Below are 12,930 nucleotides of genomic sequence, written 5' to 3'. Positions count from 1 at the left end.
CGGTCGATCCGGCAAGCATCGCCGTCCCCTTGGGGGACCGGCTAGTCTGGCCCGCGTTCAGCGCGGCAGACTGGACGAGGGGCTCACGCAGCCACCACGCGGGCCATTTCGAGGACCTTGTTCGAATAGCCCCACTCGTTGTCGTACCAGGACACCAGCTTGACGAAGGTGCTGTCCAGSGCGATGCCGGCGTCGGCATCGAAGATGGAGGTGCGGGCGTCRCCGCGGAAGTCGGTSGCAACGACCTTGTCCTCGGTGTAGCCCAGSACGCCCTTSAGCGCGCCTTCGCTTTGCGCCTTGAACTCGGCGCAGATCTCTTCGTAGCTGGCGTCCTTCAGCAGCTCGACGGTCAGGTCGACGACCGACACGTCGCTGGTGGGCACGCGAAAGCTCATGCCGGTCAGCTTCTTGTTCAGCTCGGGGATGACCTTGCCGACGGCCTTGGCGGCGCCCGTGCTGCTCGGGATGATGTTCTCGAGGATGCCGCGGCCGCCGCGCCAGTCCTTGTTGCTCGGGCCGTCGACGGTCTTCTGCGTCGCGGTGGTGGCGTGCACGGTGGTCATCAGGCCGCGCTTGATGCCCCACTTGTCGTTCAGCACCTTGGCCAGCGGGGCCAGGCAGTTGGTGGTGCACGACGCGTTGGAGATGATGGCTTCGCCGGCGTACTTGGTGTGGTTGACACCGAAGACGAACATCGGCGTCTCGTCCTTGGAGGGGGCCGAGAAGATGACCTTCTTGGCGCCTGCGGCCAGGTGCTTCTCGCCGCCGGCCTTGTCCAGGAAGATGCCGGTGGCTTCGATGACGATGTCGGCACCCGCCTCGGCCCACTTCAGCTCGGACGGGTCCTTGACCGCGGTCAGGCGGATGCGCTTGCCGTTGACGATCAGGGTGTTGCCGTCCACGGCCACTTCACCGTCGAACTTGCCGTGCACGCTGTCGTACTTGAGCATGTAGGCCAGGTAGTCGGGCTCGAGCAGGTCGTTGATTGCGACGACCTCGATGTCCTTGAAATTCGCCACGGCGGCACGGAACACCATGCGCCCGATGCGGCCGAAGCCATTGATGCCGATCTTGATGGTCATGGAACTGTCTCCAGAGGATGAAAAATTCGGTGCGGGCGCGATTCTCGGCGATTCGCGGTACGGGGTGGTTTCAGGGCGATTTCAGCCACCGGTCGCGGCGGCAAACCGGCCGCAGGGAATGTCGATGACCATGGATTCATCGAACAGCCAGTCCTGCGAACGCGAGTCCAGCTCCATCTCCAGCCCGGCCAGCCAGCGCAGGAATTCCAGGCGGTTGGGATCGGGTCGTCCGAGCTCGAAAGCGGTGTTGGGCAGGTGAGGCCGACGTTGCGTCCAGGTCACCTTGAAGGGGCACGCCATGGTGTCGAAATCAAACGAAGCGTCCAGGGTCCTGCGGCCTTTCACCCAGCCCATGAACTTGGCCAGCGGCACCTCGGCCTCGCGGAACTTCGGCGGCTTGGCGGACGTGAAGACGTACTGGAAGAGCTGCTCGAAGGCAAATGGGGGATCGCCTGCCTGCCGGCAGGGCATCCGGTATTGCTCCAGGTATTCCTGGATCGCCTTCTGCGGTCGTGGGCCGGCGTTGGAGTAAAGGACCTGAACCTTGGGCGGCTGTTGGCCGTCGCCGTCGAAGCGGGCCACCACCAGGGTCTTGACGATGGGGCCCTCCATCTGCGAATACACGAAATCGGGCGCCTTGCGCGGCATGACCACACACTTCTGCGTCGCGGCCTGCTCCGACCACCCCCGTGCCGCCGATATCCGCACCGGTGCATCGCCGGCGAATACGAATTCCTGGACAGCCGCGAGCGGGGCAGCGCCCGCAGGCAGGCAGGGCAGGCGATGGCCCTTGAGATAGTCGAAAACCTCGTCCTGCATGGACTCATCGGCCGTGTTGGCCAGCACCTCCACGCGCGGGGCCGCGTCCGGGCGCTCGAACAGCAGCTTCACCCGCACCATCCGTGAACTCGACGGTTGACCGCGCAAGGCCTCCCGCTTTTCCCTCGGCAGCTGAGGGAGTGCGTTGGCATTGAGCAGGCAGGCCAGCATCTGGTCGGCCCTGTCATCCGGCCTTGGCACCTGGCCCTGAGCCGCCAATGTGCACAGCCCTGCCGCCAAAAGAATGATGAAGTCGCGCATTGCATCTCCTGCCGCCATGACCGGAGGTTTTACCGCAAGACCGCCGCGTTATTCCTTCTTCAGCATCGCCTTGACGGTCGCGGCCACGTTCTTCGGCGTGCAGCCAAAGTGCTTGAACAGCACACCGGCCGGCGCGGACTCGTCGAAGGTGTCGATACCAACGACGGCGTCGACACCGTATTACCACCAGAAATCGCTGACTTCAGGCCAAGCCCTTCTCCTGCAAACTGGCCAGCACGGCCGAGAGCTCGCGCTCCACCGCCTGCAGCAGCGGCTCCAGGCCCACCGCTTCGACGCCCTGGCTGCAGGCTTCCTCCAGCGCGGTGGCGGCACGCTGCAGGGCGGGCATGCCCAGGCTGCCCGCGACGCTCTTCAGGTCGTGCGCGCAGCGCAGGGCGGCCTTGCCATCACCGCGCTCACGGGCCGCCCGCAAGCGCACGACGATGTCGCTCTCACGCTCGCGGAACAGCGCCAGCAGGCGCCGATACAGCGCCTCGTCACCCATCAGCGCGGCCAGGCCGGCGCCCATGTCCAGGGCCGCGGGCGGCGCCTGCGGCGCGGGCGCGGGCAGCGCCGGACGCACCCAGCGCGCCAGCGTGGCGAACAGCTCGTCAACGCGGATGGGCTTGGGCACATGGTCGTTCATGCCCGCCTCCAGCGCCTTCTGGCGATCGCCAGCCATCGCGTTGGCCGTCATCGCGATCACCGGCAGGTCCTGCAGTTCGGGGCGGCGGCGCAGTTCGCGCGTCGCCTCGTAGCCGTCCATCACCGGCATCTGGCAGTCCATCAGCACGGCCTCGAAGCGCTCGCGCGCGAGGATCGCCAGCGCCTCCTGGCCGTCGCCGGCGATGTGCACGACGATGCCGGCGCGGTTCAGAAGGTCGCGCGCGAGCTCCTGGTTGATGGGGTTGTCCTCGACCAACAGGACGCGCGCGCCGGCCAGCCCGGCCTGGCGCGCCTGCAGCAGTTCGTGGCGCTGCACGTTGCGGCTGAGCCCGGCACGCGGACGGCCCAGCGCATTGGCGCAGGCGTCCAGCAGGCCCGAGGGCGTGACCGGCTTGGCCAGCAGCCCTGCCACCAGCAGCCCGCGTGCGGTGAGCTGGCGTTCGGCCTCGTCGCGGTTGAAGGCAGTCACCATCAGCACCGTCGGCGGAGCGTGCCTGCCGGCGGCCTGCCCCAGCCGTTCCAGGCAGCCGATGCCATCCAGGACCGGCATGTGCCAGTCCAGCAGCAACAGCCTGAACGGCCGGTCCTCGGCGTCGGCCTGCGCCACGGCCTGCAGTGCCGCAACGCCATCGGCCGCCGTCTCGGCCTCCAGGCCGAAGGCCGTCGCCAGCGTGTGCAGCAGCTCGCGTGCCGCCGGATGGTCGTCGACGACCAGCATGCGCATGCCGTGCAGTTCGTTGTCCTGCGGCGCTGGCGCCGCCCCGGGCTGCAGGCCCAGGGGCAGGCTGAAGTGGAAGCAGCTGCCGCGCCCGGGCTCGCTGTCCAACCCGATCTCGCCGCCCATGCGCTCCACCAGGTGGCGGCAGATCGCCAGGCCCAGCCCCGTGCCGCCGTAGCGCCGGCTGGTCGACGCATCGGCCTGCGTGAAGGGCTGGAACAGGCGCGCGACGGCCTCGGGCGCGAGGCCGATGCCGCTGTCGCGCACCTCGAAGCGCAGCGTCACGCGCTGGCCTTCGCGCGCCGTCTCGGCCACCGCCACCGTGACCTCGCCCTGCTCGGTGAACTTGACCGCGTTGTTGCTCAGGTTCAGCAGGATCTGGCCCAGCCGCGACGGGTCGCCGACGAGCGCGGTTGGCAGCGTGGGCGACAGCGCGAACAGCAGCTCCAGCCCCTTTTCCTCGGCGCGCATGCCCACCAGCGTGGCGAGCTGGTCCAGCACGTCGCCGAGCTGGAAGGGGATCTCCTCGATCTCCAGCCGGCCGGCTTCGATCTTCGAGAAGTCGAGGATGTCATTGATGATCCCGAGCAGCGACTCGGCGGCGCGATGTACCTTGTCGACGTAGTTGCGCTGGCGCGCGTCCAGGCCGGTCTGCAGCGCCAGGTAGGACATGCCGAGGATGGCGTTCATCGGCGTGCGGATCTCGTGGCTCATGTTGGCCAGGAACTCGCTCTTGGCCCGCGTGGAGGCCTCGGCGGCGTGCTGGGCGCTGGCCAGCTCTTCGGTGCGCTCGCGCACGCGCTGCTCCAGCCCTTCGGCCACCTCGCGCGCGACGCGGGTGCGCTCGTCGAGCCGCGCCTGGAGCGCGATCTCGAAATGGCGGTGCAACTGGCGCATGCGCAGGCGGTAGGCCAACCACAGCGCCGTCAGCAGCAGCACGGCGACCGCGGCGCGGAAGTACCAGGTGGCATACCACGGCGGCGGAACATGGATCTTGAGCGGCACCGCGCTCTCGCTCCAGTCCCCGCGGGTGCCGCGCGCCTGGACGAGGAAGGTGTAGTCGCCCGGCGGCAGCATCGTGTACGTCGCGTTGCGCCGCGCGCTGTCCGTGTCGTTCCACTTCGTCTCGAACCCTTCGAGCCGGTACCGGTAGCGGGTGTGCGCCGGGTCGACATAGTTCAAGGCGGCGAAGTCGAAGGACGCGATGCTGCGCGGTTCCAGAGCCAGCGCAGAAGCAGACCAGATCGGCTGCTGCAGCGGCGTGCTGCCTGGCAGCACCGACTCGCCGAACAGGCGGAAGTCGGTCAGGAACACCGGCAGCGTGCGCTTGCGGTCGACGACCTGGCCGGGGATGAACGCCACCAGCCCCTTCTGCGAGCCGAAGAACAGCTCCCCGCTCGAACTCCTCGCGGCCACCACGGGGTTCGCGAACCGGTCGGTCAGCAGGCCGTCGGATGCGCGGTAGTTCGTGAAGGTCCCGGTGCGCGGGTCGAAGCGCGACAGCCCGTTCGGCGTGCTGACCCACAGCTGTCCATCGTCGTCTTCCAGGATGCCGAACACGCTGTCCGCGGGAAGGCCGGCGCGCGAGTCGTACGAGGTGAACGTGCCGTCGCGGGGATCGAGCTTGACCAGCCCGCGGAAGGTCCCGGCCCACACCGTCCCGGCGCGGTCGACGTGGACCGCATTGACGCGTTGATGGCCCGGCGGACGCGCGGCGCGGAGTTCCGCATCGAAGACCTTGAAGGTGCTCGTGCGGGGGTCAAAACGGTGCACGCCGTGAGATGACGTCGCCAGCCACAGCACGCCGCTGGCGTCCTCCGCGATCGAGCGGTACTGGACCAGGGTGCCGGGCTGCGGGCTGAAGGTCGAGAACCTTTCCGTCGCCGGCTCCCAGCGGCTCAGGCCGAAGTCCGTGGCGACCCACAAGGTGTTGCCGCGATCAACCCACAGTGCCGTGATGCGGTCGTGGTTCAGCGAACTCGGGTCCGATGCGACGTGGGTGTACGCCGTGTAGCGCTGCGTGCGGCGATCGAAGCGGATCAGGCCGTTGCCGTAGGTGCCCAACCACAGATCGCCCGCGTGATCCGCAATCGCCCGGACGCCCCGCGCGAACACCGGCAGGTCGATCTGCGTCGCCTGATCGGTCGTGCGGTCGACGCGGTTCAGGCCGCGGTCCGTGCCGATCCACAGCGTCTGGTCGTTCTCGGCGTAGGCGGCGGTCACCGGGCCCTTGCCGAGGCTGCGCGGGTCCGCCTGCTGGTGGCGGTAGGACCGGAAACGCGGACGCTCGGTGTCGAAGCGGTAGACGGCCCCCGCCCTCGTCGTCGACCAGAAGCTCCCGTCGCGATCCCGGAACGTGCCGACGACGAGGTCGCCGCGCAAGCCGTCGGGATCGTCGGGGTCGCTCTGGTACCAGAGCGCCTGAGTGCGGTCCGGCGTCAGCTTCACGAGGCCCAGCTTGCCGGTGCCGAGCCAGAGTGCCCGGTCGTCATCCTCCTGGATCGACAGGACGCCGGAGGAGGCGTTCGGCGCCAGCCCGCCGCCCCGCAACGCATAGACGGTGACGGCGCCGCTGGCCACGTCGACCGAGGCAAGGTCCCCGCCGGAGGAGAGGCCAAACCACAGCATGCCCCGGCTGTCCAGGAACGGCTTGGACGGGAATCCCGTGGCGACGACTTTGCGCCCGGGACTGGTCTCCAACCGAATGTGTCGCCTGACCTCGCCCGAGCGCCGGTCCAGCACGTAGAGGCCCTCGGTGCTGGTGACCCAGAGCGTGCCGTCGCGCAGTGCCAGCGTCGCGATGACGCGCGTCTCGCCGAGCCCGGGCGTGTAGCGCGGCCGATGGCAGGTCGTCTTCGACGTGACCGGGTCCAGGGCCGTCACGCCGTCGTCCGTCGCGAGCCAGATCAGGCCGTCCGGGTCCTCGCTGATGTCGTGGGTGATCGCCACGGTGCCGCAGGCTTCGTTGGGTGACCGGTACTGTTTGAAGCTGCCGGTCGCAGGGTCATAGCGGCTGAGCGAATCATCGGCGCCGATCCACAGCCGGCCCGCGTGGTCCTTGAACAGCGACTGGCCAATGATGAAGCCGACGCTGCTCGCGCGCTGGTCCGCCGGGACCTTCATGAAATCGTAGCCGTCGTAGCGCCGCAACCCGTCCTCGGCGCTCAGCCACAGGAAGCCGAACTCGTCCTGCACCATCCGCTGGACCGCCACGGACGCAAGGGGCGACGGCAGCGGGTAGAACGGCATTGGCGCGCCGGCGACGAGCGGTACGTCGACGACGCGGATGTCCTGAGCGCAGGCGGCCCTGCAGGTGGCGAGCGCAGCAAGCGCGGTGAACAACGCGACGAAATTGCATAGCCGTGCGCTGATGGCGCGCCAGCCCCTCGAACGCGCACGAAACAAATCGCCAGTCGCCAACGCCAGCCCTCCAGAGCCCCCGGAATCAAGGGCCATTGGATGTCTGTCCGGGAACCCCGGCTATCGGCATTCACCCGCTGCGCCGGGCAGGCCCGCGGCGGCGCCCCCGAGCCCCTGATGTCCATCGCCACCCCCTGGCCGCACATGGCCCGGGGCGCGACGGCATCACTTCTTCTTCAGCACCGCCTTGACGGTCGCCGCGACGTTCTCGGGCGTGAAGCCGAAGTGCTTGAACAGCACGCCGGCCGGGGCGGACTCGCCGAAGGTGTCAATGCCGACAACCGCGTCGACACCGTACTTCCACCAGAAGTCGCTGACGCCCATCTCGACGGCCACGCGCGGCAGGCCCTTGGGCAGCACGCTCTTCTTGTAGTCCTTGTCCTGGCGGTCGAAAACGCTGGTCGACGGCATGGAAACCACGCGCACCTTGATGCCCTCGTCGGCCAGCAGCGCCTTGGCGGCCATCGCCAGCTGCACCTCGGAGCCGGTGGCGATGATGACGGCCTCGGCCTTGCTGTTGCCCTTGGCGCTCACCGGGTCGAACAGCACATAGGCGCCCTTGGCGATCTCGTCGACGTTGGTCTTGGGCGAGTAGGTCAGGTTCTGGCGGGAGAGGGCCAGCAGGCTCGGGCGCTGGGCGTTGCCGATGGCCATGGTCCAGGCGACCACCGTTTCGGTCGTGTCGGCCGGGCGCCAGACGTCCAGGCCCGGGATCAGGCGCAGCGAGGCGACATGCTCGATGGACTGGTGGGTCGGGCCGTCTTCGCCCAGGCCGATGGAGTCGTGCGTCATCACGTGGATAACGCGGGCCTTCATCAGTGCGGCCATGCGGATGGCGTTGCGGCTGTAGTCGCTGAAGGTCAGGAAGGTGCCGCCGTAAGGGATGAAGCCGCCGTGCAGCGCGACGCCGTTCATGATGGCCGCCATGCCGAACTCGCGCACGCCGTAGTTGATGTGGCGGCCGTTGTTGGGCGTGCCGTCCGCGCCGATGCGCAGGGCCGGCGTGCTGCTGGTGTTGGTCAGGTTGGAGCCGGTCAGGTCGGCGCTGCCGCCGAGCAGCTCGGGCAGGGCGAGCGTGAAGGCTTCCAGCGCCAGTTGGCTGGCCTTGCGGCTGGCGACGGTCTGCGCTTCGGCATGGGCCTTGACGACGGCGTCGACGGCGATCTGCGCGAAGTTGGCGGGCAGCACGCCGGCCATGCGGCGCTGGAACTCGGCGGCCAGCTCGGGGTGGGCTTCGGCATAGGCGTCGAAGCGGCTGTCCCACTCGGCCTCAACCTTGTCGCCACGTTCCTTGGCATCCCAGGCGGCATAGACCTCGGCCGGCACAGCGAAGGGCTCGTGCTCCCAGGCGAGGGCCGCGCGGGTCAGCTTGATCTCTTCGGCGCCGAGCGGTTCGCCGTGGGCCTTGCTGGTGTTGGCACGGTTGGGCGAGCCCTTGCCGATGGCCGTCTTGGCGATGATCAGCGTGGGCTTGTCCTGGCTCTCCTTGGCCTTGCCGATGGCGTCGTCCAGGGCGTCGACGTCATGGCCGTCCACCGGGCCGATGACGTGCCAGCCATAGGCCTGGAAGCGCTTGGCGGTGTCGTCGGCGAACCAGGGCGCAACCTGGCCGTCGATGGAGATGCCGTTGTCGTCGTAGATGGCGATCAGCTTGTTCAGCTTCCAGGCGCCGGCCAGCGACGCGGCCTCGTGGCTGATGCCTTCCATCAGGCAGCCGTCGCCCAGGAAGGCGTAGGTGTGGTGGTCGACGATCTCGTGGCCTTCGCGGTTGAAATCGCGCGCCAGCAGCTTCTCGGCCAGGGCCAGGCCCACGGCGTTGGTCACGCCCTGGCCGAGCGGGCCGGTGGTCGTCTCGATGCCCGGGGTGATGCCCACTTCGGGGTGGCCCGGCGTCTTGCTGTGCATCTGGCGGAAATTGCGCAGCTCGTCGATGGGCAGGTCGTAGCCCGTCAGGTGCAGCAGCGCATAGATCAGCATCGAGCCGTGGCCGTTGGACAGCACGAAGCGGTCGCGGTTGGCCCAATGCGGGTTGGCCGGGTTGTGCTGCAGATGGTGGCCCCACAGCGCGACGGCGATGTCGGCCATGCCCATGGGTGCGCCCGGGTGGCCGGAGTTGGCCGCCTGCACCGCGTCCATCGCGAGGGCGCGTATCGCGTTGGCCATGAGGGTGGGGGAAGCGGTCGATGCAGTCATGGCCGGGGCTTTCTTGGGGCTGAAGGGCAAAACCAGGGATTTTACGGGGGTGGTTCGATTGGCTTGATCCAGCGCAAGACCGCCCGCGCGGCGAAGCGCGACGCTTGGGGCATGACCACGCCCATGCCCCTGGCCGTGCGCATCATCCGCGCCGAGCACGACGCCCTGGCCGCGATGCTGCGCACTTTGCCCCTGCTGCTCGAGGCCCAGCAGCGCGCCGGCACGCCCTGCGACTTCGGTGCGCTGCGGGCGATGCTGTTCTATGTCGACGAATTTCCAGAACGCTTGCATCACCAAAAAGAAAGCGAGCTGCTGTTCCCCAAGCTGCGCGCGCTGGCGCCCGAACTGCGCGAGACGCTGGACGAACTCGACGCCGACCATGCCCAGGGCGAACGCGCGGTGCGCGAGCTGCAGCACAGCCTGCTCGCCTGGGAGCACATGGGCGAGCCGCGGCGCATGAAGTTCGAGCAGCAGCTCAAGGTCTACACCGCCCGGTACCTGCGCCACATGCGGCGCGAGGAGACCGAGATCCTGCCGCGCGCGGCACGGCTCCTGAGCGCCGCGGACTGGGCCGACCTGGACGAAGCCTTCAGCAGCCACCAGGACCCGCTGGCCCCGCGCCCGGGCCAGCCGGTGGACGAGGCCTACGCGCCGCTACGCCAGCGCATCCTGGCCGCGCTGCCGGCGCCACTGGGCTGGGGGCCGGCGCTGGATCAGGCGGGTGGCTGACCCTCGGCGGCCTGGGCCCGCAGGATGAAGCGGAAGCCCACGTCGTCGCGGCGCTGATCGCGGGCGATGCGGTCGACGGCCGCCGAGCGGGTCTGCTCGACGCGGCTGCGGAAAGACCCGCCGCGCAGCGCGTGCCAGCCGGTATCGGCGCCCGGCCGCCCTTCGGGATCGACCCAGGCGGCTTCGGCGCTGCGCTGTTCCGGCGCCAGCAGGTCGCGGCAAAGCTCCGCGACGTTGCCGTGCATCTGGCGCAGTCCCCAGAAATTGGCGGCGCCCGCGGCGACCGGGAGTGGCGCGTCGGCCTCGGCATGCACCCTCTGCTGGCCCGGCTGGTCGCTGAAGGCATAGGCCGTGCGCGTGCCGGCGCGGCAGGCCGCCTCCCACTCGGCCTCGCTGGGCAACTGGATCTCGCAATCAGGCAGGCCACGGGCCAGGCGCGCCAGCACCTCCTCCACCTCGGCCGCAGTAACGCCGACGACGGGGAAGCTGCCGTCATCGCTGCGTACGCTGCGCCCGCCCAAACGCCGCCAGAACGCCCAGGAACAAGTGGTGTCGGCAATCCAGAAGCCGCGGCTGAGGGTCACCGTGCGCAGCTCACCCTCCTCCTCCGGGCCGTTGGGCGAACCCATGGCGAACTTGCCGGCCGGCACCCACCGCAGATGCTGCAGCGCCTTGTCATACCCCTCCAGCGGCGCCATGCGCAGCCGGGCATAAACACCGTGAGCTGCATCCGACCCCAGCACGACGCGGGCCTCACGCGCCTGGCTGGCACCGTACTGCTCCGGGCAGACCCACCCTCTCGGAATCGCCCAGGTCGCCGCCGCATCGGGCGGCCCGGTCGGCAGCCAGATCGCCTCACCGCGGCGCAGCGGCGGTGTCAGCAGCGTCGCGGTGCCGTCCTCCGCGCGCACCTCGGCGGCCCAGTCCGGGCGCTTCAGCACCTTGAGTACCGGCGTCCCGAACTGCCGGAGCAGGTCCAGGGCTGCCGCCTGCGACAGATGGGGCCGCAGCTCCTGCAGCAGGAACTGCGTGGCATCCGCGGGCGCACCGCGGTCGACCCAGGCGCGCAGCTGATCCATCAGCCGGCCGCTGCTCAGCAGGCTCCACAGCGACGCCGGCAGCACGCGGTCCCGCAGTGCCGCGCCCTCGCGCGACAACGCCACGCGCACCAGCTCCAGCTCGCCCGAGTTGACCGCCTCCACCAGAGCGCGCTCGTTCTCCAGGCGCGCCTCCTGGGGCGCGTTCGCCAACGCGACCGGCTCGTCGCTCTCGGTGCCGCCGGCCTGCGGCTCGACCGGCTCCGGCATCGCGACCGCCACGGCCGGTGGGGCGACGGGCGCGGTAGCGGCCGGCATCTCCACCATCACCGCCGGCACCGCGGCCTCCGGCGGCTTGGCCGTCGCGGCATCCGGCGCGACCGGCATCACGGCGGGCGCGCCGGCCGCGGTCTCCGTGCCTTCCACCTCCGTGAACACCATCAGCGCCCCCAGCTGCGCGCCGGTCAGCGCCGCCTTTTCGTGCAGCTCGCCAACACGCGCCAGCAACTCCAGCAAGTCAAATCCCGAGCGGTTGTGCATGGCCGCTTCGCACAGATCGGGCAGGCGCTGCAGAACCAACCGGTACTGCAGCTGGGCCGGCGAATCGACACCCAGCACCTGCAACTGCAAGGCCTTGCGCAGGCCGGCGACATCGCGGAACAGCGCGTCGGTGCGCCAATCGGCCAGCGTGATCAGCAGCCTGGCGCCGTGCAGGCGCAGATAGCGGTACAAGGCCGGCGCAAACAACTGCAGCGCGCAGACGATGGCCAGCCATTCGCGCTTGCGCGGCGTCTTGGCGTCGCCGGCACCCAGAGACTCGGCCAGGGCCAGCAACGAGGTCATGCGGTGCAGCTTGCGTGGCACGCCGGGCGTGATGGCGGCCACCAGCGTGGCGAGGTCGTTGGCCTGCGCGGACGCGTCGGCGAACCAGGCCGGCCACTTGTCGGCCAGGAAGTCGCGCGCCGCCGCGCCGGTGGGCCGCGGCAGCCGCACCGGCAGGTGCACGAGCTTCTCCAGGTACTCCGCACCGGTGATGGGCGTCATGCCCTCCTTGCCCTGCAGCGCGTAGTCGCGGTAGCGGTGCGCAATGCCGCGCTCGATGACCTCTTCGTCCAGCGCCAGCACGAAGGCGCAGCCCTCCACCTCCAGGAAGAGCTTGATCGCCTCCAGGACCTCGACGGCCTTGTCGGGCAGGCAGCGGTCGAGGTCGTCGACGAGAAACACCAGGTTGACCTGCACGCCCGGCGCCGAAGCCACCTCACCCGTGAAGAACCAGTCCCAGCCCGTGCGCGAATAGAAGCGCAAGGCGGGCCACAGACCCGTGCCGCGTCGAAGCAGGCGCTGCCGGTGCAGGGTCAGCGCCGAAGGGTTGCGCCCCGTGACGGCCTTGAGCTGTTCGAGGAAGTCGTAGTAGAGGCTTTGCAGCTGGCTGATGGGCGTGTCCAGCCGGCGCGCATTCGCCCTCAGGCGGCGACGCAACTCCAGCACCTCCAGGGCGCCGGGGTTGGGCTTGCCCTCGGCCGGCTTGATGGCTGGCAGCTTGAGCGCGACTCCATGGGCCGTCAGCGCCGCCTGGGCCAGGTCGCGCCCACCGTGCTGGTAGATAACCTGCGCCAGATCGCCCAGCAACATCAGCTGATCTGACAGCCGCTCATGCCGCTTGATGTCGGTGCCCAGGCTGTCGTCGATCGCCTTGCGCAGGCATTGCTGGGCGACCCGCAACAGCGGCACCAGCAGATGCTCCTCACGCTCGAAGCGCCAGGCGTTGAAGGGCACGACGACCGTCAGCACCTGCTCGCCGTTCTTCTGGCTGCGCTTGTCCAGCTCATCGCCGACGGTCTGCAGCAACCGGCTCTTGCCCGCACCCCATTCGCCGAAGACACCGATGACCAGCGCCGGCTCGGTGCTGCTGCCAGCGCCGGGCCTGAGGCTGGCCTCCAGCTCGCTCACGAGGCGCCGGGCCAGAGCTGCGTGACCGAAAGAAAGCGGGACGGCGGGCTGCATG

Annotated in this window: 6 protein-coding genes; 1 reads left to right on the top strand and 5 read right to left on the bottom strand. The window is 69.3% G+C overall.

Features of this window, described 5'->3' with window-relative positions:
* Positions 1-83 precede the first annotated feature (83 nt).
* The 4 genes from gap to tkt all read right to left on the bottom strand — a co-directional run bounded on the left by gap (position 84) and on the right by tkt (position 9,159).
* Positions 84-1,082, bottom strand: a complete 999-nt coding sequence (gap, locus tag ACXJKJ_RS05195) for a type I glyceraldehyde-3-phosphate dehydrogenase (RefSeq protein WP_457350701.1) — start codon at positions 1,080-1,082, stop codon at positions 84-86.
* A gap of 81 nt (positions 1,083-1,163) precedes the next feature.
* Complete coding sequence (locus ACXJKJ_RS05190) at positions 1,164-2,162, bottom strand: hypothetical protein (protein WP_457320957.1); 999 nt, start codon at positions 2,160-2,162, stop codon at positions 1,164-1,166.
* Positions 2,163-2,364: 202 nt separating this feature from the next.
* Positions 2,365-6,888 carry a response regulator gene (locus tag ACXJKJ_RS05185; RefSeq protein WP_457389345.1) on the bottom strand — a complete coding sequence of 1,508 codons (4,524 nt, stop codon included), beginning with the start codon at positions 6,886-6,888 and terminating at the stop codon, positions 2,365-2,367.
* A 243-nt stretch (positions 6,889-7,131) separates the two neighbouring features.
* Positions 7,132-9,159, bottom strand: coding sequence for a transketolase (gene tkt, locus ACXJKJ_RS05180; RefSeq protein WP_457320953.1), 2,028 nt, complete (start codon positions 9,157-9,159; stop codon positions 7,132-7,134).
* A gap of 111 nt (positions 9,160-9,270) precedes the next feature.
* On the opposite strand from tkt, the gene ACXJKJ_RS05175 reads away from it, so the two are divergent.
* Positions 9,271-9,888: a hemerythrin domain-containing protein gene (locus ACXJKJ_RS05175; protein ID WP_457389344.1), complete on the top strand. Its 618-nt coding sequence runs from the start codon at positions 9,271-9,273 to the stop codon at positions 9,886-9,888.
* On the opposite strand, the gene ACXJKJ_RS05170 is transcribed toward ACXJKJ_RS05175, so the two are convergent.
* Positions 9,873-12,875, bottom strand: coding sequence for a P-loop NTPase fold protein (locus tag ACXJKJ_RS05170; RefSeq protein ID WP_457389343.1), 3,003 nt, complete (start codon positions 12,873-12,875; stop codon positions 9,873-9,875). The two genes, ACXJKJ_RS05175 and ACXJKJ_RS05170, sit on opposite strands and share 16 nt — an antisense overlap.
* Positions 12,876-12,930 lie beyond the last annotated feature (55 nt).

It is taken from the genome of Roseateles sp. P5_E1 (genome assembly GCF_054049335.1).
Note: the sequence above shows the minus strand (reverse complement) of the source record. Positions and strands in the feature narration are given on the sequence as shown.

Excerpts from the sequence above, each read along its gene's own strand:
- tkt (WP_457320953.1), bottom strand. The coding sequence starts at position 9,159 with ATGACTGCATCGACCGCTTCCCCCACCCTCATGGCCAACGCGATACGC.
- ACXJKJ_RS05190 (WP_457320957.1), bottom strand. The coding sequence starts at position 2,162 with ATGCGCGACTTCATCATTCTTTTGGCGGCAGGGCTGTGCACATTGGCG.
- ACXJKJ_RS05175 (WP_457389344.1), top strand. The coding sequence starts at position 9,271 with ATGACCACGCCCATGCCCCTGGCCGTGCGCATCATCCGCGCCGAGCAC.